We start from the raw sequence: 19,869 nt of genomic DNA, 5'->3' as shown, positions 1-19,869 counted from the left end.
GGGTGTATGGGTCGTGTAATCCTCATCTGTTGCGAAGGAAAAACTGAAAAGGAGTATTTTGAAATACTGAGGCGTTCGTATCGTATTCCTGGCTATGTTGGCATCCATATCTTAGGAGAGAAGGGACAGCATAAGGCTCTTATTGATCGAACGCTTGAAGAGCGAGATATATTGGTGCAAGAGCTTGGAATTAACGCGGATGATATCGAATGCTGGAGCGTATGCGACGATGATAGGATGACGTGCTCCTATGCTGAACTTCTTAATTATGCAGAATCACATAAGGTAAAGCTGGCTTTTACGAGGCCTCAGTTTGAAGCATTTCTTGTTCAACACTTTGAGCAAACGGGTATCTGGAAGAAAGAGGATCTGTATTCAAAACTTGCTGCATATCGAAAAGAGATGGGATTTGATGCCGTTTACGATGATAGTGCGAAATCTGACTTGCGTTGGATGGAGAAGGCTATTGACGAAAAACCAAAAAGGGTGGATACCGCGGTTGTAAATGCAAACCTGAGACTCAAGCAATCAGATCGGTGCTTTATGACTGTGCAACAGCTTGTGGAGCGATTGCGCGATTTGGGAATTTAGCACTTTTGCTTCAGGTTGCGGCGCTTTCGTTAAGGTGTGGTTAACAGGCGGCGGGGAAGTCGGGTGCTGGGGTATTATGGGTGGGACGCAGGTTCACGCATGACACGGAGGATGCCCATGACGAAGATCGCAATGACCACGCCGCTGGTGGAGATGGACGGCGACGAGATGACGCGCATTATTTGGCAGATGATTAAAGATGAATTGATCTGCCCGTATGTCGACCTCAAGACCGAGTACTATGACCTGGGGCTTGAGCATCGCAACGCCACCGACGACCAGGTGACCGTGGATTCCGCCGAGGCCACCAAGCGCCTGGGCGTGGCCGTGAAGTGCGCCACCATCACGCCGAATGCGGCGCGCATGGACGAGTACGACCTCAAGCAAATGTGGAAGAGCCCGAACGGCACCATCCGCGCGCTGCTCGACGGCACCGTGTTCCGCACGCCTATTACCGTGAAGGGCATCGAGCCGTGCGTGCGCAACTGGGTGAAACCCATCACCATCGCGCGTCACGCGTACGGCGACGTGTACAAGAACACCGAGCTGCGCGTGCCCGGCCCCGGCAAGGTGGAGCTGGTGTACACCGCGGCTGACGGCACTGAGACGCGCGAACTGGTGCAGGAGTTCGACGGCCCCGGTATTGCGCAGGGCATGCATAACCTGGACGCCTCCATTGAAAGCTTCGCGCGCAGCTGCTTTGAGTACGCGCTTGACCTGGGGCAGGACATCTGGTTCGCCACGAAGGACACCATCTCCAAGAAGTACGACCACCGCTTCAAGGACATCTTCCAGGAGATTTACGACGCCGAATACGCTGAGCGTTTTGAGGCGGCGGGCATCGAGTACTTCTACACGCTCATCGATGACGCAGTGGCGCGTGTGATGAAGGCCGACGGCGGCTTCATCTGGGCCTGCAAGAACTACGATGGCGACGTGATGAGCGACATGGTGTCGAGCGCGTTTGGTTCGCTGGCCATGATGACGTCGGTGCTGGTGTCGCCACAGGGTTACTATGAGTACGAGGCGGCGCACGGCACCGTGCAGCGCCACTACTACAAGCACCTGGAGGGCAAGGAAACGTCCACGAACTCGGTGGCCACCATCTTCGCGTGGACGGGCGCGCTGCGCAAGCGCGGTGAGCTGGACGGACTGGATGACCTCGTGGCGTTCGCCGACCGCTTGGAGAAGGCCACGCTTGACACCATCGAGGCGGGCGAGATGACGGGCGACCTCGCGCGCATCACCACGCTGCCGAACCCGACGACGCTTTCGACCCGCGACTTTATTCTAGCTATCGCGAAGCGGCTGGAGGCGTAATTTTAGCTTTCATACTTCTTGTGAAGAAGCCGTCCGAAAGGGCGGTTTCTTTTTGCGATTGTCGCGGAAACACGCTATACTAATGCGAACAAATGTTCAGCTAATAAGTTGGCGAAGGGAGGGTATCGTGGCTGATGAGCGTACGTATTTGTGCATCGACCTGAAAAGTTTTTATGCAAGCGTTGAGTGCGCCGACCGCGGGCTCGATCCCTTCACGACGAACCTTGTGGTGGCTGACCCTGATCGCACGGAGAAAACCATCTGCTTGGCGGTGTCTCCGGCGCTCAAGGCGCTTGGGTTGCCGGGGCGCTGCCGCGTGTTTGAGATCCCGCCTGGCATCGACTACATTAAGGCGCGGCCGCGCATGCAGCGCTATATGGATGTATCGGCCGACATTTATTCAATCTATTTACGTTACGTGTCGCCCGAGGATATTCATCCGTACTCCATCGACGAGTGCTTTATCGACGCGACGCCCTACCTGGCGCTCTACCACGTGGATGCGCGTGCGTTCGCCCAGATGCTCATGGACGCGGTGCTGGCCGAGACGGGGGTGTGCGCCACGGCGGGCATCGGGTCAAACCTGTTTCTGGCGAAGGTGGCGCTTGATATTACGGCAAAGCACGCCGACGATCACATTGGTGTGCTTGATCGTGCCACGTTTGAGCAGACTATCCAAACGCACCGACCCATCACCGATATTTGGAACATCGGCCCTGGCATTGCGAAGCGCCTGGCGAAGCACGGCGTGCACGACCTGCGCGGCGTGTGTGAGCTGGACGAGAGCACGCTCTACTGCGAGTTTGGCGTGAATGCGGAATACCTCATCGACCACGCCCACGGGGTGGAGCCGTGTACGATTGCCGATATTCGCGCCTACGAGCCAGGCGCTCATTCCCTGATGAACGGCCAAGTGCTGCCGTGTGACTATACGTTTGACGAAGCGCGCGATGTGGTGAAGGAGATGGTTGATCAGCTGGTATTGGACTTGGTGGACAAGCACCTGGTGGCCTCGTCGCTCTCGCTGTATGTGGGCTACGCGAAGGGGGAGGGCGACCGCGCACGCGAGGCGGCGGAAGGTTGGTTCGATGGCGGACACGGACGACGGCCGGTGAGTGGCCGCCGCGGGTTTCCCCATACGGGCGGCACGCGGCGACAGTCCGATCGCACGAATTCGCTTGCAAAGCTGTTGCCGCGCTTTTTGGATTTGTATGACGAAACAACGCGCAGGGACGTGGCGGTGCGGCGCATTCACGTGGGCTTTGGCGATGTGGTGCCCGAAGAGCTGGCTACGTTCGATCTCTTCACCGACGTGGCGACCGAGGCGGAAGAACGCAAGCTGCAAGAGGCCGTGCTGGCAGTCAAGGGGAAGTTCGGCAAGAATGCGCTTTTGCGGGGCACCAGCTTGAAGGAAAAGGCGACGGCGCGCGAACGCAACCAGCAGATTGGGGGTCACCATGCCTGAGTGGAAGGTGCGCGCCGACGGCGGGCAACGCGCCAACCGCGCGCAGCAGTTCATGCCCTTTGCGGCGCTGCGGGGCTATTACGACCTCATCCGCGAACGCGAGCGCGTGGTGGAGCCGAAGCGCGACCTCACCGAGGAAGAATCACTTGCGCTGTCACATGCGTTTTCGCAGGTGGAACGCCGAAAGATGGCGGAGGTGAGCTATTACGACGGCGAGGGTTACGTCACCTTGCGTGGCATGGTGACCGACATCGACGAGGCGGGGCGCGTTCTTACCATCGTGCGCACCCGTATCCCCTTCGACGATATTCTCATGCTGCATCAAGCGTGAGTTGCCTTTGCGGGTATTGCGTAGGGCAAGGGCTCTGCCCTTGCTGCTCAACATCAGTAAACAGGTAGATCAGGCGTAGTTGTCGGCAAGGGCAGAGCCCTTGCCCTACGGCCAACCTGACAGGTAGGGGGCTTTTGTCACAGCCCTGTTCGCGCGCAGCGCGAAAATGTGGCCCAGGCTGTGTGTTTCGCCTGGCGGTGAGGTGGGTGGATTGGGGATTGCCTCAACTGGCAACCTCATCGGTCGGGCAACCTTCCGGCAAGCGACGGTTGACGGTTCACACGGCGAAGCGCCCTGCGGTGGTGCCGCCCGGTATCGTCTGGCAGAAATGCAGACGGACGAAAGGGGCTGGCCATGACATCCGTATGGACGGCGTACTCCGAGCGCACCGGTGAACCATCGAAGGTTCTCGATCGCGCGCTTACAACCGACGTGTTGGTGATAGGTGGCGGCATGGCGGGCGTACTCACGGCTTTCTTGCTGACCCAGGCTGGGCGCGACTGCGTGCTATTGGAGGGACGGCGCGTGGGCTCGGGCACCACGCAGGGTACCACCGCCAAAGTGACGGCGCAGCATGGCCTCATCTACGACCGCCTGCTTAAAGAGCGCGGCGAAGACGTGGCCCGTCGCTACTTTGTGGCGAATCAAAACGCAGTCGAAGGCTTCCGTTGCCTTTCGCAGGCGGTACCCTGCGACTTCGAGGAACGCACGGCCTATCTCTACGCCGAGGGTTCAACCAAACCCCTCGAGCAGGAACTGGCTGCATACGAGCAACTGGGTATTCCGCATAAGGTGCTTAATAAGGCACCGCTGCCGCTGAAGAATAACGGCGCGTTGGGTATGCAGCAGCAGGCGCAGTTCAACCCGCTGAAATTACTTTACGGCTTGCTGCCATTCATCAACGTGTACGAGGATACGTTCGTGAGCGACGTGAAGGGCGACACAGCACACACGCCGCAGGGGTCGGTCACCGCGCGCCACATTGTGTTTGCGACGCGCTATCCGCTGGTCAACATACCAGGGCTCTACTTCATGAAGCTGCACCAGGAGCGCTCGTACTCCCTGGCACTTGAGGGCGCGCTGCAACCCGACGGCATGTTCATCGGCGTGGACGATGGTTTCTCCTTCCGTACGTACGGCGAGTATCTGTTAGTGGGCGGCGGTGGCCATCGCACGGGCGAAGGGCCTGGTCCCAAGCAAGGCTATCGCAAGATTCGCGGCTTTACGAGGCGCGCCTACCCGCAAGCGGTCGAGCGCTACGCATGGGCTGCGCAGGATTGCATGAGTTTGGATCACGTGCCCTATGTGGGCATCCATCGCCGCGAGGACCCGAACTGGTATGTGGCCACCGGGTTCAGCAAATGGGGCATGACCGGCTCACTCGTGGCGGCCGAACTTCTGGCGGACCTCATTGTGGAAGGCGGCAGCGATGCCGCGGACGTGTTTTCGCCACAGCGTTCGATGCTTCATGCAAGCCTCGCCTCCAACTTGGGTACCTCGACAGTGAACCTGGTGAAGCCCGGAAAGCGCTGCTCGCATATGGGATGCACGCTTGCTCACAACAACCTGGAAGACACCTGGGATTGTCCCTGTCACGGCTCGCGTTTCTCTTCGGAAGGTGCCGTGGTAGAGGGACCAGCCACGAAAGGTATCGACGTGGGGAAGTGAGGGACGGCATGCTCTGTTGACGTACTGCCGAGAAGCGTCAAAACTCGCCTGACACTCCGTCAAAAGTGAGGTATCATGCCCTTCGTTGAGGGCAAAGGTGACGGAGAAGGGAAGCGACTGGGGTAATGGGAAACGTGCTGCGGGTGTTCAAGCGCGACATCTTGCGTCTGCTCAAGGTGCCGGCTGCGCTCGTGGTGGTGGTCGCCCTGCTCGTGCTGCCCTCCCTCTACACGTGGTACAACGTCGTGGGTTTCTGGAACCCCTACGACAACACGGGCAACCTGCGTGTGTATGTGGTGAACGAGGACGCCGGCGCATCGAGCGAACTCACGGGCGAGCTGCACGTGGGCGACTTGATTGTGGAGAAGCTGCAGGAAAACGAGCAGCTGGACTGGACGTTCGCCGATCGCGACGAGGCGCTTGAGCGCCTGCGCACCGGCGAGGCCTACGCTACCTTCATCATCCCGAAAGATTTTACCGAGCGGCTGCTGACGCTTACCACGGGTGATTTCCAGCAGCCTTCCATCGAATATCATGTGAATGAGAAGAACGGCCCCGTAGCCCCGAAGATTACCGACACGGGTGCCTCAACGCTGGAAGGCACCGTCAACTCAACATTCGTATCGACGGTGAGCGATGTGGCCGCCGACGCTATTGACCAGGCCATAGACGCTTCGCGTGTCTCGGTTGACGAGTCGCGCACGCGGGCTCTTTCCGAGGTGGCGGGGGCGGTAGACGCGGTGGGTGAGGCGCGAGATGCCCTTGCAAACGCGTCGGCCGCCGCCGACAGGGCACTAGAGAAGGCTGACGGATCGAAGGGCTCGCTTGAGCACGCCCGCACGGTCATTGCTGACGCGAACGATGCGCTCCAGACCGTGTCCGGCCTGACGGCGCAGATGCAAGAGAGCCTGGCGAACCTTTCGGCTGTCGCGGCGCCGGCGGTAAGTCAGAGCATCCTTGCGGTGTCGCAGGCCTCGACGAAGGCGCACGCTGCTGTAGGCGACGCGGTGGCCGCCGCTGGTGAGGCGCGTGCCGACATCGACGCGTCGATTGCGCATGCACGCATCATCGTGGACGAGAACCGCCAGCTCGCGGGCTATCTGCGCGACTTGGCAGCCACGATGCCCGACGACGACCCGTCCAAGGCGCAGCTGGTGACTCTTGCCGATGCCGTGGACGCGCGCGCCGATGAGGCGCAGAAGACACTCGACGGCCTGACCTCCCTTGGCGCCGAGGCGCAGGGCTTTTCGGAGGCTGTCGCGCAGGCGTCCGACGCGTTTGATGCTGCCGTGCAGCAAGCGGCCGACGATGCAAGCGTGTACTCGAACGGCCTGTTCGGTACCACGGTGCCTGCGGTGAATAAAAGCCTGGGTGAACTCTCCGCTGCCGCAGCCGCCCTCGGCACCGCAGTGTCGAACCAGAATTTGCTCGTCGACCAGGCCTCGCTCGTGCTTGACCAGCTGTTATCCACGCTTTCCACTTCCAAGGAGGCGCTTGGACAAACCGATGGGCTGCTGGCCGAGCTCGAGCAAAGCCTCGACACGGCGCGCTCCGACGTACTGGCCCTGGGCGGATCCGATGCCTTTGCGAAGCTCTTCGGCGAGAACGGTTTGGACGCCGCGAAGGTTGCCGACTTCATGGGCTCGCCCACGCGGCTTGTCACCGAGCAGCTCTACGAACTGAACGCATACGGCTCGGCCATGGCGCCCCTGTTCATGAACCTCACGTTTTGGATCGGTGCGTTCATGTTGCTGGTCATCATGCGCCAGGAGGTAGACTCCGAGGGCATCCGCAATCTCACCGTGGCGCAGCGCTACCTGGGGCGTTTCCTGTTGCTCGCGTGCTTCGCGGTGATTCAGGCTCTCGTGTGCTGCGCAGGCGTGCTGGCCCTTGGCGTGCAGGCCGCCAGTGTGCCGGCCCTGTTTTTCGCTGCGGCTGTGGCGTCGCTCGCCTACCTCAGCATCATCTACGCGCTTTCCGTCACGCTGCAGCACATCGGCAAGGGCCTCTGCATCGTGTTAGTGTTTGCGCAGATCCCGGGCGCAACGGGCCTCTATCCCATCGAGATGACGGCCGGATTCTTCCAAGCCGTCTACCCGTATTTGCCTTTCACGTACGGCATTGCCGCCATGCGCGAGGCCATCTGCGGCTTCTATGGTTCGCAGTACGCGAATGCGCTTTGGATGCTTGCACTGTTCTTTGTTGGATTCATGGCGTTTGGCCTGATTGTGCGGCCACTCATGGCCAACGTGAACCGTATGGTGGCCGGACAGGTGCGCGAGAGCGGCCTGTTCAACGGCGAGGACGTGGAAATTCCCGCGCGGCCCTACCGTTTCTCGCAACTGTTCCGCGCGCTTGCCGGCAAGGATGAGTACCGTGAGGAAATCACGCAGCGCTACGAGCGGTTCTCGCGTTGGTACCCGCGTCTCATCCGCGGTTCGGTGGCGCTGGGTCTATCGGTGCCGGTCGCGCTCACCATCTTCTTCGCACTCACCCCCACGGAAAAGGTGTGGCTGCTCACCGCGTGGCTTGTGTGGATGGTAGCGGTGTTCGTGTTCCTGGTTGTGGTGGAGAGCCTGCGCGCCAGCTTCGAGCGGCAGCTGGTTTTGGATGACCTCACCAATGAGGGGCTGCTGGAGTTGGGAATTGCGCGCAACGAAATGGAGCGCGCCGCTGACGGGGAGCCTGCCGTCGCGAAGGGGGGCGAGGGCCGTGGGTAACATCCTGCGCATCGCTCACAGCGACGTGAAGAGCCTGTTTGCGAACGCGATGAGCATTATCATTGCTGTGGGGCTTGTGGTGATGCCGTCCATTTTCGCTTGGTATAACGTTATTGCTTGCTGGAACGTGTTTGACAACACGGGCAATCTTACCGTGGCTGTGGCCAGCGTGGATGAGGGCTACGAGAGCGACCTGGTGCCTTTGCGCGTGAACGTGGGCGAACAGGTGGTGTCGGCGTTGCGCGCAAACGAGCAGATAGACTGGACGTTCACCGACGAGGCCGACGCCATCGACGGCGCACGGTCGGGGCGCTACTACGCGGCCGTGGTCATTCCCCAGGAGTTCAGCCGCGACATGCTGACGTTCTACTCCGACGACGTGGAGCACGCGAAGATTGTCTACTACGCCAACGAGAAGAAGAGCGCCATCGCCCCCAAAATCACTGATCAGGGCGCCGACTCCGTGTCGCGCGAAGTGAACAAAGTGTTTGCCGAAGAGCTTTCGGCGGTGGCGTTGGGACTGGCTCAATCGCTGTCGCGCTACGCCGACGAGGCAGACGCGGACGGGCGTATCGGCAAGCTTGCGGAGCATGTGCGCACTATGGCTGAAGGTGCCGATCGCACGGCGGCGGTGCTTGATCAGTACGCGCTTCTGGCCACATCGGCTCGGACGCTCGCGGGCGATTCGGCGAAGTTGGTGGCATCGGCACAGGCCGCCATCGACGACGTATCGGCGCGCGCTTCGGAGGGTTCGTCGGCCGCTGGCGGCATTCTTGATGCGCTCGGACAGTCGGTGGATGATCTGTCGCGTGCGCTTGAGAGCACGGGCGCAGGCTTCGGAGCGGTGTCGGACTCGGTGGACGGCCTGTTCGCCGCTGCGGACTCGGGGTCGAAGGAATGTGCGGCGCAGATACGTGTACAGGCGGGTGTGGTGGATGGTCGGGCTGTAGGCTATCGCAACGCAGCGGCCGAGCTGGCCGCCCTGCGCGACCAGGTGCCCGAAGAGTACCGGGTCGCCTTGGATAGCGCGGTGGCGCAGATGAACGCGCAGGCGGATCTCATGGTGGGCATCCGTGACAACCTGCTGAGGGCCGCCGACAAGCTGGAGGCCGGCAACGCCGACGCACAAGCCGAGCGCGAAGCGGTGAAGGCACTCGCCGATCAGGCGCAGCAGAACGCCGATGCACTTGCTGCCGAGTTCGACGCGAAGGTGCGTCCAGGCCTCGAGCGTCTTGCCGTCGACGCGGCATCGCTTGCGGAACAGGTGGACTCAGGGCTGGGTGATTTGCGCGCGGCGGGTGCGGGCTTGGCCGACTCTGCTAGGTCGGCCGGCGAGGTGTTGGGGGCTGCTGCGGGCAAGATTGGCGACGCGGCCGCTGAGTTGCGCGATTCAGGCGTTCAGCTGCGCGAACTTGCCGACGGCGTGGACGAGGCGCTGGCCACGGGTGATGCGGACATGCTGCGCCGAGTGTTGGGGTCGGACACGCAGCTGCTGTCGCGAGCGCTTGCCGCGCCAGTGGGGCTTGAGCGCACGGCGGTGTTTCCGGTGGAGAACTTCGGCTCGGCTATGGCGCCGTTCTACACCACGCTCGCGCTGTTCATTGGGTCGCTGCTCATCTTGGTGGCAGTGAAGCCCGCCGTACCCGCGCGCGTGCGCACGACGCTTGTTAACCCGAAACCGCGCGAGCTGTTCCTCGGCCGCTTTGCGGTGATGGGGCTGCTTTCGCTCGCGCAGACTACCGTTATGGGTCTGGGTAACTGGCTGTTCTTGCAGGTGCAGGTGGCGGAGCCGCTGCTATTTATGTTGTGCTTCTGGGTGGCGGGGCTTGTGTTCACGTTCTTCATCTACGCGCTGGTGGCGGCGTTCGCAAACCTGGGCAAGGCGGTGGCGGTGCTTCTGCTTATTGTGCAGGTGACCGGGTGCGGTGGCTCGTTCCCGTTGCAGCTGTTGCCGCCGTTCATTCAGGGGATCAGCCCGTGGCTGCCTGCTACGCATGTGGTGAACGCCATGCGCGCCGCCATGTTTGGCGTGTGCGGCAATGACTTCTGCATAGAGATGGGCCTGCTTCTGCTGTTCCTGATTCCGGCCGCACTTATCGGCCTCGTCCTGCGCAAACCGCTGTCGCACTTCATGACCTGGTACGTTGAGCAGGTGGAATCGTCCAAACTCATTGGATAGGCGGAAAAGACGCCCCCTTTCAGTCCTTCTCAAGGTAGTGGCCGGTGATGCTGGCGGGGTTGACGGCAACCTCTTCGGGGGTGCCGGTGGCCACGATGCGACCGCCAGCTTCGCCACCGCCGGGGCCGAGGTCAATCACGTAGTCGGCGTTGGCGATGACGTCAAGGTCGTGCTCAATCACCACCACGGTAGCCCCCTGCGCGACAAGGCGCTGGAACACTTCCAATAGCGTGCGCACATCAAGCGGATGCAGGCCGATGGTGGGTTCGTCGAAGACGAATACTGCGTCGTCTTGCGTGCGCCCCATCTCGCTGGCCAGCTTGAGGCGTTGGGCCTCGCCGCCGGAGAGCGCCGGGGTGGCTTCGCCGAGTGTGAGGTAACCCAGCCCCAGGTCATGGAGCGTTTGCAGGCGTTCGTGCACCTTCTTGAGGTCGTCGGTGTGGGCGAGGGCTTCGTCCACGCTCTGTGCCATGAGTTCGGGAAGCGAGTAGCTGGCGGTGCCGTCGTGCGCGTCGAGGCGGCGAATATGCTCGGCCTCGTTGCCGTAGCGCGAGCCGTGGCAGGCCGGACACGTGATGTCCACGTCGGGCAAAAACTGCACGTCAAGGCTGATGGAGCCCGTGCCATCGCACACGGGGCAGCGCAGCTTGCCGGTATTGTAGGAGAAGTCGCCCGCTTTAAGGCCTGCGACCTTCGCGTCGGCCGTTCGTGCGAAGGCGCGACGCAGCTCGTCGTGGACACCCGAGTAGGTGGCCACGGTGGAGCGCACGTTGATACCGATGGGCGAGGCGTCGATGAGATTCGCGCGTGCGATGCCAGCGGCGTCAATGCGGCGCACGTGGTCAGGGAGCGGCGCGCCGGTGGCCTGCGCGGCCAGGGCGGGCACGAGGCTTTCCAGCACGAGCGTGGTTTTGCCCGAACCGGACACGCCCGTGACGGCCGTCAGGCGGCCGCGCGGCACGTCAACGGAAAGCGGCTTTACGGTGTGCAGCGCGTCGGTTTCCAGGTGGATGCGGCCCTCGTCAAACAGGTGATCAGGTGCGATGGATTCGCGCACGCGCACCTGTTCAGCCCCCGAAAGAAAGCCGCCGATGCGCGAGGCGGGGTTGGCTTCCACCTGCGCCACCGTTCCCTCTGCGATGACGTGCCCGCCGCCGGCGCCCGCGACCGGGCCCAGCTCCACGATGTGGTCAGCGTGACGGAGAATGTGGGTGTCGTGATCCACCATGACCACCGAGTTGCCGTCAGCCAAGAGGTCGCGCATGACCTCCAGCAGGCCGTCGATGTTGGAGGGGTGCAGGCCGATGGATGGCTCGTCAAGCACGTAGAGCACGCCGGTGGTACGGTTGCGCACCGCCCGCGCCAACTGCACGCGCTGGCGCTCGCCGGTGGATAAAGTGGCGCTCGCGCGGTCGAGTGAAAGGTAAGAAAGCCCCAGATCAACCAGCCGCCGCGCCGTGTGCTGAAACGACTCGCAAATGCTTACCGCCATGGGGCGCATCTCAGGTGCGAGCCCGTCCGACACGGCCGCCACCCATTCCACAAGCTCGCCCAGCGTTTTCTCCGTTGCTAAGGCCAGGTTGATATTCGCCACTTCAGGCTTACGGGCTGCATCCGACAGGCGCGTGCCGTGGCACGTGGGGCAGGGGCCCTCTTTCAGGAACCGCGCCACGCGCTTAAGCCCCTTCTCGTCCTTCACTTTTGACAGCGCGTTCTCTACGGTGTGGATGGCATTGTAATACGTAAAGTCCAGCTCAGCGAAGGTGTCGGTTTTCTTCGCCTTGTACAAGATGTGCTTTTTCTCGGCGGGGCCGTGAAACACGATGTCGCGCTCCTTGGGCGTGAGCTGGTTGAACGGCACGTCGGTGCGCACGCCCATCTCGCGGGCGACCTGCTTCATGAGGTCCCACATGAGCGTGCCCCAAGGCGCGACTGCACCCTCGTCGATGGTGAGCGTTTCGTCGGGCACGAGCGCCGCTTCGTTCACGGTGCGCACCACGCCGGTGCCGTCGCAGGTGGGGCACGCGCCGTCGCTGTTGAAAGCGAGTTCCTCCGCGCCGGGGCCGTAGAATTCCACGCCGCAGGTGGGACACGTGATGGGCCGCTCCGCCGCCACGTTGAGCGTGGGCGGCACGCGGTGTCCATTCGGGCACACATGGCTGCCGACGCGCGAGAACAGCAGGCGCAGGCTGTTCAGCAGCTCGGTGGACGTGCCGAACGTGCTGCGCACGCCGCCTGCGGCAGGCCGCTGGTGCAGCGCTAAGGCGGCGGGCACGTGCAACACCTCGTCCACGTCGGCGCGCCCCGCCTGCGACAGGCGGCGCCGCGTGTAGGTGGACAGCGCCTCCAGGTAGCGCCGCGACCCTTCGGCGTAGAGCACCCCCAGCGCCAACGACGACTTCCCTGACCCCGACACCCCCGCAATACCCACCAACCGGTTAAGAGGAATGTCCACATCAACATCCTTCAAATTATGCACCCGAGCCCCCCGCACCTGTATGCGATCAGGAGTGGGGTCACACGGCTGGATGGTCTGTTCCGGCTCCGCCATTGATGCGTTCCTTTCGACGTATGAACGGGTGCATTTTGCTCGCCCCGTATCGTATCGCATCACAAGGTGGGGGTGGCGATGTGGCGCGTTCTTGTACGATTATGCAACGAATACGCTTTCGTTGCAGATTCGTTTGCAACGAAAAAGCGAGGGGTGCGGGTTGCGGCCTGCTACTCCTTGCCTTTTACCATGGTGAGGGAGATTTTGCCGCGATCTTTGTCTACGCTGGTGACCCAGACGGTGACGGTGTCGCCGACGCTGACGACTTCGCTGGGGTGGCGGACGAAGCGGTCGGCCAGTTTCGAGATGTGGACGAGGCCGTCTTGCTTCACGCCGATGTCGACGAAGGCGCCGAAGTCCACCACGTTGCGCACAGTACCCGTGAGTTCCATGCCGGGGGTGAGGTCGTCGAAGTCACGCACGCTGCGGCTGAATACCACAGGCGGCGCGTCGTCGCGGGGGTCGCGGCCGGGTTTCTCCAGTTCAGCAACAATATCGCGCAGCGTAGGCAGACCCGCGCCCAGCTCTTGTGCGAGCGCGGGGAGGTCGCCCACGCGCTGGGCGATGTCGGGGATGCCGCCGTGGGCGAGCGCCTCAGGTTTCACGCCAGCGCGCTTAAGCACTTCGCGCGCAACAGGATAGCTCTCGGGGTGGACGCTCGTGGCGTCGAGTGGGTTTGCGCCGCCTTCGATGCGCAGGAAGCCGGCGCAGTTTTGGAACGCCTTCGCGCCCAGCTTCGACACCTTCTTGAGTTCGCGACGGTCGGTGAACGCGCCGTGTTCTTCCCGGTAGGCCACGATATTTTTCGCCACGGCGGCGCTCACGCCGGACACGTAGGCAAGTAGGCTGGGGCTGGCCGTGTTGAGGTTCACGCCCACGCGGTTTACGACGTTTTCCACCACGCCGGTGAGCGCGCGGCCGAGGGCGGCCTGGTTGAGGTCGTGTTGGTACTGACCCACGCCGATGGACTGCGGCGGGATTTTCACCAGCTCGGCCAGCGGGTCTTGCAGGCGGCGGCCCAGGCTCATGGCGCCGCGCGTGGTGACGTCGAGGTCGGGGTATTCCTCGCTGGCCAGCTTCGAGGCGGAATACACTGACGCGCCCGCCTCGTTCACAATGGTGTACTGAAGGTGCGCGCCCGCGTCGGTCTCGGCGATAAAGTCGGCCACCACTTCCTCGGTTTCGCGGCTGCCGGTGCCGTTGCCGATGACGATGACGTTTGTCTGGTGGCGCCGCACGAGGTCGGCCAGCGTGCGTTTTGTCTGCTCGATCTCGCGGCGCGGCGGGGTGGGGAAGACGGTGCCGTGGTCGAGCAGCTTGCCGTACTCGTCGAGCACTGCCACCTTACAGCCGGTGCGGTAGCCGGGGTCAAGCGCGATCACGCGCGCGCCGCGCACGGGGCGCTGCGACAGGAGGCTTTCGGTGTTCTTGGCGAACACGCGGATGGCATCGGTTTGCGCGCGCTCGGTGAGTTCGGTGCGCAGTTCGCGCTCAAGCGCGGGGGCGACGAGGCGCTTGTAGGCGTCGGATACGGCATTGCGCAGCGCGCTGGTGAACACGCTGTTCGCGCGTCTGACCACGCGTTTTTCGAGCGTTGCCACGGCCACGTCGGCGTCGGTGCGCACGCGCACCTTCAGCTTGCCCTCCTTCTCGCCGCGGTTGATGGCGAGGATGCGGTGGTTGGGAATGCGGGAAAGTGGCTCGGCGAAATCGTAGTAGGACTCGTAGACGGTTTTCTCGGTCGCGTCGGCCGCTTCGACGGCCAGCGCTCCCTGGCGGCGCGTGAGTGTGCGCAGCGTTGCGACGTGTTCCGCGTCGTCAGCGATGGTTTCCGCCACAATGTCCTGGGCACCTTGGAGGGCGGCCTCGGGGGTGTCGTATCCCGCGGCGGCGTTTACGTAGGGCGCGGCGAGGGCCAGCGGGTCGCCCTGGGTGGTGGCTTGCCCCATCATGAGCACCGCGAGCGGCTCAAGCCCGGCTTCGCGCGCCTTCGATGCGCGGGTGGCGCGCTTCTTCTTGAACGGCTTGTAGAGGTCTTCCACGCGCTGCATGACCGTGGCGGCATCAATCTTTTCGCGCAGGTCAGCGGTAAGTTTCCCCTGCTCTTCGATGGCGCTCAGCACTTCGGCTTTGCGCGCTTCGAGCGCGCGCAGGTATGCCAGCCGCTCGTCGAGGTCGCGCAGCGTGACGTCGTCGAGGCCGCCGGTGGCCTCCTTGCGGTAGCGCGCGATGAAGGGGATGGTGTTCCCCTCGTCGATAAACGCCACCACGGCGGTCACTTGCGCGGGCGAAATTCCCAGTTCCTGGGCGATAAGATGTTCAATGGTGGGCATGGGTGCTCTCTCGCAATCGGTGGTGAATGGTGTAAAGTTCGTAGTCATTATAGACGAGCGGCAAGGAGGGCGAAGGGCCGTGAACATTCAAGTATTCGGCACCAAGAAAAGTTTCGACACGAAAAAGGCGCAGCGGTATTTCAAGGAGCGGCGCGTGAAGTTCCAGTTCATTGACCTAAAAGAGAAGGGGATGAGCAAGGGCGAGCTGGAATCGGTCGCCCGCGCGGTGGGCGGCATTGACGCGCTCATCGACCCCAAGGCGAAGGACCAGGACCTCGTTGCGCTGCTTGCGTACCTCTCGCCCGACCAAAAGTTCGACAAGCTGCTAGAGAACCAACAAGTATTGGCCGAGCCCGTCGTCCGCAACGGCAAACAAGCCACCATAGGTTACGCCCCGGATGTGTGGAAGGGTTGGGAATAGCGCCTGGGAGCTGGCTTGTTTTGCGCCGCGCGTCACACTTTTGGGACAGCCGCGTACTACACTCGCCCGCGGCCCCCCCGTTCTCTGTCGATTATTCGTGCCGCTTGGTTTCAGGTTGTTCAAGGGGCGTCGCCTGCGGGTATCATGGAAGCAACTGCGCCGGACCAACCAACCAAGGAGGCCTCGCTCATGGATGCAACGGACAAGCGGTACCTGGAGCTTCTTTCCCGATCGTTTCCCACCGCCGCGAAGGCGTCGGCAGAAATCATCAACCTCAGCGCCATTCTGAACCTGCCCAAGGGCACCGAGTTCTTCGCCTCGGACATCCACGGCGAATACGAGGCGTTCTCCCACATCCTGCGCAACGGCTCCGGCTCCATCCGCATGAAAATCGACGAGGTATTCGGCGACTCCCTCAGCCCCGAAGAAAAGCGCTCGCTGGCTACCCTCATCTACTACCCGCGCGAGAAAATGGAACTCGTGCTGTCGCAGACCGACGACGCGCAGGCCTGGTACGAAACCATGCTGCCGCGCCTCGTGGCCGTGTGCAAGCGCGCCGCGCAGAAGTACACGCGCTCCCGTGTGCGCAAGGCGCTGCCACGCGACTTCGCGTACATCATTGAGGAGCTGATGACCGAGAATAGCCAGGGCGCCGACAAACAAGCCTACTACGCCGCCATCATTGACGCCGTCATCCGCACCGACCGCGTGGGCGCGCTCATTGAGGCGTTGTGCCTGCTCATACAGCGCCTGGCCATCGACCACCTGCACATTATCGGCGACATCTACGACCGCGGGCCGTACCCCGATGTCATCATGGAAACGCTCATGGACTACCACTCGCTCGACATCCAGTGGGGCAACCACGACATCGTGTGGATGGGCGCGGCGCTCGGCCAGCGCGGCTGCATCGCGCACGTGGTACGCAACTGCGCGCGCTACGGCAACCTGTCCATCCTGGAAGACGCCTACGGCATCAACATTCTGCCGCTCGCGTCGTTCGCGATGGACGCGTACGAGGGCGACCCGTGCGTGGCGTTCGGCCTCAAAGGCAACCCGGATTTGCCGCCGCAGGAACTGGAAATGAACGTCAAGATACAGAAGGCCATGGCCATCATCCAGTTCAAGGTGGAAGCGCAGCTTATTGACGAGAACCCCGGTTTCGGCTTGCAGGATCGCAAGCTGCTCGACAAGATTGACTTCGAGCGTGGCACCGTCATGCTGGACGGCACGGAATACGCGCTCACCGACACCGTGTTCCCCACGGTAGACCCGGCCGACCCCTACCGTCTCACACCCGAAGAGGAAGAAGTCATGCAGCGCCTTGAGCAGGCGTTCACCGGCTGCGAGAAGCTGCAGCGCCACATGCACTTCTTCCTGGAAGCGGGCAGCCTGTACAAAATACACAACGGCAACCTGCTGTTCCACGCCTGCGTGCCGCTGAACGCCGACGGCTCGCTTAGGGAAACGGACGTGTTCGGCCAGAAGTACAAGGGCCGCGCGCTGTATGACGTCATGGAGCGCTACGTGCGCGCGGCGTTCTACGACCCCGACCCCGACATGCGCAAACGCGGCCGCGACCTCTTGTGGTACCTGTGGCTCGGTGAGGGCTCGCCGCTGTTCGCCAAGAGCAAGATGGCCACGTTCGAGCTGTACCTCATCGCCGAGAAGGAGGCGCGCAAGGAGGTCAAGAACCCGTTCTACACCTATTTGGACGACGAGCGCGTCATGGCCGGCGTGTTTGAGGACTTCGGCATGGATCCCGAGACGTCGCGCATCGTGTGCGGCCACATTCCCGTGAAGGTGAAGGACGGCGAGGACCCGGTGAAGTGCGGCGGCAAGGTGCTCACCATCGACGGCGGCTTCTCGAAAGCCTACCAGCCCACCACCGGCATTGCGGGCTACACGCTCATCTCGAACTCGTACGGTTTTGTTCTGGCCGCACATGAGCCTCTGGAGTCCGCGCAGGCGGCGGTGGAAAACGAGTTGGACATCCATTCGTCGCGCAGCGTGGTGGAGCGCGTTGACGGGCGCACCCTGGTGGCCGACACCGACACGGGGGCGGTGCTCAAGCAGCAGATTGCCGATCTGGAGCACCTGCTGGCCGCCTATCGTCGTGGCGAAATTGCCGAACGGGAGAAGTAGGGCTGAGGGTGGTCATGCAGGAAGCTGACATACAGGGCGACGTTTCAGGAGGAGGCGCAATGGGGGAGAAGTGCAGGTGCTCGTGGCCGGGCGACATTCCGATATACGTGGACTACCACGACAATGAGTGGGGAAGGCCCACCCACGACGACCGCGAGTTGTTTGAGTTACTGGTGCTGGAGGGCGCGCAAGCAGGCCTTTCGTGGCTGACTATCCTCAAGAAGCGCGAGGCGTATCGCGCTGCATTCGACAACTTCGACCCCGCTACGGTGGCGCGCTACGATGAGGCGAAGATCGAAGAACTCATGGCGAATGCGGCCATCGTGCGCAACCGACGCAAGATTGACGCTGCCATTACCAACGCGAAGCTGTTTTTGGAGGTGGTCGAAGAGTACGGAAGCTTCGATGCGTTCATCTGGGGATACGTAAATGGCACTCCCATCGTGAACGAGTGGCGCACCCAAGAAGACATCCCGGCAACCACGCCCCTTTCGGACAAAATTAGCAAAGACCTCAAAAAGCGCGGCTTCAAATTCGTCGGCTCCACCATCATGTACGCCTACATGCAATCCATAGGCATGGTAAACGACCACGTAGTCGATTGCTTCGTATACCGGGAACTGGCTGAAGAGGGGCGCTCCCCTTTGTCATCATCCTAAAGCGCTCCGCTTCGCGAAAAAGTGCGACGCGCTTATGCGCTACTGATTACGCCATAAGGTAATGCGCGCTTCTATCATTATGACGGGGGCATGTTCTCCTTTGGTTAACGTACTTGTTCGGCAACCCTCGTAGGGGGATGTAACAAAAGCCTCTAACCTGCCAGGTTAGCCGTAGGGCAAGGGCTCTGCCCTTGCCGTCAACTTCGTTTGACCTGCGGGTTTATTCCTGCCCATCGGCAAGGGCAGAGCCCTTGCCCTACGAAAAAACTTACAAAGGGAACTTTTGTTACAGCCCCGCTCCGCCGCAGGCGGAGAACGCAACCTTGACCTGCGTTTTCGCGCTTCGCGCGAACGGCGCACTGGAGTACGCCGCTACGGGGGTTGTGCCAATCGTAAGTCAACGCCTACCACCCATTCGCCCGCGCCATAAGGTAAGGGACAAGAGAAAACTCATGGCGTAATAGCCAGCGCGATAGCGCGTCACACTTTAAAGGACGGTGGCATGTCCGTCATCACGAGCACATTCGGCCTCCTACTCAGGATAGACATGCCCTATTTGCTCGATTGTTCCAGTTGCAGCATACGTTGGGCGAGGGAATCTTCTAGGCGGTGGGCTACGAGGTTGACCATTGTTGAGCCGTCGCGCCCCTCGGTGTCGCGGGCGAAGGTGTCGATGGCGTGGTAGTACGCAGCGATGCCCGACTCGTCGGCTTTGAGGCTGATGGGTGGGTATCCGGCGCGCATCAACATGAAGTTCAGCAGCACGCGTCCGGTGCGGCCGTTGCCGTCTTGGAAGGGGTGAATGTCCTCGAACACCAGATGAAAGAGGGCGGCGGTTTCTATGGGCGAGCCGTCCGCACCTTCAGCCCAGGTCAAAAGCTCATTCATAAGCTGCGGCACGCGTGCGGGAGGCGGCGGCAGGATGGACGACGACGTGATATAGCGCTGGTCCCAGCGATATTCGCCAGCGTCGCAATCGTCAAGATGTGCCGACGCCGTGCGGTGCAGCGTAAGAACCACCTCGCTGGAAAGACCCCGTCCTTCGCGCACGAAAGCCGTCATCTGGTTAAACGCCGCCGCGATATCAACTATTTCCAAGTGCTCGCTCAAAGGCTTGCCGGGAATGGTGGCGTTTTCTTCAAGCACCAACCCCGTCTCTTTCAGCGACAGCGTGTTGCCCTCGATGCGTGCCGTGGTGTGCACAAAATCAACTTTGACGGCTTCGAAAATATGATCTTCCTTGGTAGGGTCAAAGCCGTGACGTTCGAGAATGGCCTGTTGATCAGCGAGGCGATGCAAAAGCTCGCGGTCGCACGTGGGCGCTGCGGGCGGCGTGGCGAATCGGCGGAGTTGCTGCTGCAAACGAAGCAGGTACGCATAGCGCTCGTCGGTTACGCCGTACATTTTTTCGTAACCGGTTGCGTATTCCAGACCGCTCATGTCCTGTTCCGCCATACCGCGCCTTCCGCTGTCCTGTTGTGCGCGC

At 61.9% G+C, this 19,869-nt stretch carries 13 protein-coding genes; 10 read left to right on the top strand and 3 right to left on the bottom strand.

Annotation, left to right across the window (positions count from 1 at the left end):
• Window positions 1-6 precede the first annotated feature (6 nt).
• From QNJ86_RS08370 to QNJ86_RS08340, 7 genes are all read left to right on the top strand, one after another.
• Entirely contained in the window at window positions 7-591 is a 585-nt protein-coding gene (locus tag QNJ86_RS08370; RefSeq protein WP_283832156.1) for an RloB family protein, read from the top strand.
• Window positions 592-708: 117 nt separating this feature from the next.
• A complete protein-coding gene (locus QNJ86_RS08365) occupies window positions 709-1,911 on the top strand; it encodes an NADP-dependent isocitrate dehydrogenase (protein ID WP_283832155.1) in 1,203 nt (400 codons plus the stop codon).
• An 82-nt stretch (window positions 1,912-1,993) separates the two neighbouring features.
• Window positions 1,994-3,376 (top strand): Y-family DNA polymerase, encoded by a 1,383-nt coding sequence (locus QNJ86_RS08360; protein WP_283832154.1) that lies wholly within the window; start codon window positions 1,994-1,996, stop codon window positions 3,374-3,376.
• The gene (locus QNJ86_RS08355; RefSeq protein ID WP_283832153.1) at window positions 3,369-3,707 is read left to right on the top strand and encodes a YolD-like family protein; all 339 of its coding nucleotides are present in this window, start codon (window positions 3,369-3,371) and stop codon (window positions 3,705-3,707) included. Before QNJ86_RS08360 ends, QNJ86_RS08355 begins: the two co-directional genes overlap by 8 nt.
• A gap of 354 nt (window positions 3,708-4,061) precedes the next feature.
• Window positions 4,062-5,375 (top strand): FAD-dependent oxidoreductase, encoded by a 1,314-nt coding sequence (locus QNJ86_RS08350; RefSeq protein WP_283832152.1) that lies wholly within the window; start codon window positions 4,062-4,064, stop codon window positions 5,373-5,375.
• Window positions 5,376-5,500: 125 nt separating this feature from the next.
• A complete protein-coding gene (locus QNJ86_RS08345; RefSeq protein ID WP_283832151.1) occupies window positions 5,501-8,095 on the top strand; it encodes a YhgE/Pip domain-containing protein in 2,595 nt (864 codons plus the stop codon).
• Window positions 8,088-10,274, top strand: coding sequence for a YhgE/Pip domain-containing protein (locus QNJ86_RS08340; protein ID WP_283832150.1), 2,187 nt, complete (start codon window positions 8,088-8,090; stop codon window positions 10,272-10,274). The genes QNJ86_RS08345 and QNJ86_RS08340 overlap by 8 nt, the downstream gene beginning before the upstream one ends.
• A 19-nt stretch (window positions 10,275-10,293) precedes the next feature.
• On the opposite strand, the gene QNJ86_RS08335 is transcribed toward QNJ86_RS08340, so the two are convergent.
• Complete coding sequence (locus QNJ86_RS08335; protein ID WP_283832149.1) at window positions 10,294-12,825, bottom strand: excinuclease ABC subunit UvrA; 2,532 nt, start codon at window positions 12,823-12,825, stop codon at window positions 10,294-10,296.
• Between the two features lie 170 nt (window positions 12,826-12,995).
• The gene (locus QNJ86_RS08330) at window positions 12,996-15,158 is read right to left on the bottom strand and encodes a Tex family protein (RefSeq protein WP_283832148.1); all 2,163 of its coding nucleotides are present in this window, start codon (window positions 15,156-15,158) and stop codon (window positions 12,996-12,998) included.
• 79 nt (window positions 15,159-15,237) lie between these two features.
• On the opposite strand from QNJ86_RS08330, the gene QNJ86_RS08325 reads away from it, so the two are divergent.
• The 3 genes from QNJ86_RS08325 (at window position 15,238) to QNJ86_RS08315 (ending at window position 18,383) form a co-directional block, all read left to right on the top strand.
• The gene (locus tag QNJ86_RS08325) at window positions 15,238-15,579 is read left to right on the top strand and encodes an arsenate reductase family protein (RefSeq protein WP_283832147.1); all 342 of its coding nucleotides are present in this window, start codon (window positions 15,238-15,240) and stop codon (window positions 15,577-15,579) included.
• 189 nt (window positions 15,580-15,768) lie between these two features.
• Complete coding sequence (locus QNJ86_RS08320) at window positions 15,769-17,724, top strand: fructose-1,6-bisphosphatase (RefSeq protein WP_283832146.1); 1,956 nt, start codon at window positions 15,769-15,771, stop codon at window positions 17,722-17,724.
• Window positions 17,725-17,783: 59 nt separating this feature from the next.
• Entirely contained in the window at window positions 17,784-18,383 is a 600-nt protein-coding gene (locus QNJ86_RS08315) for a DNA-3-methyladenine glycosylase I (RefSeq protein WP_283832145.1), read from the top strand.
• Between the two features lie 552 nt (window positions 18,384-18,935).
• Here the strand turns inward: QNJ86_RS08315 and QNJ86_RS08310 are convergent.
• On the bottom strand, window positions 18,936-19,838 hold the full coding sequence (locus QNJ86_RS08310) for a Fic family protein (protein ID WP_283832144.1): 903 nt from the start codon (window positions 19,836-19,838) through the stop codon (window positions 18,936-18,938).
• Between the last annotated feature and the right edge of the window lie 31 nt (window positions 19,839-19,869).

The organism is Gordonibacter faecis, from assembly GCF_030077735.1.
Classification (GTDB): Bacteria; Actinomycetota; Coriobacteriia; order Coriobacteriales; family Eggerthellaceae; genus Gordonibacter; species Gordonibacter faecis.
Note: the sequence above shows the minus strand (reverse complement) of the source record. Positions and strands in the feature narration are given on the sequence as shown.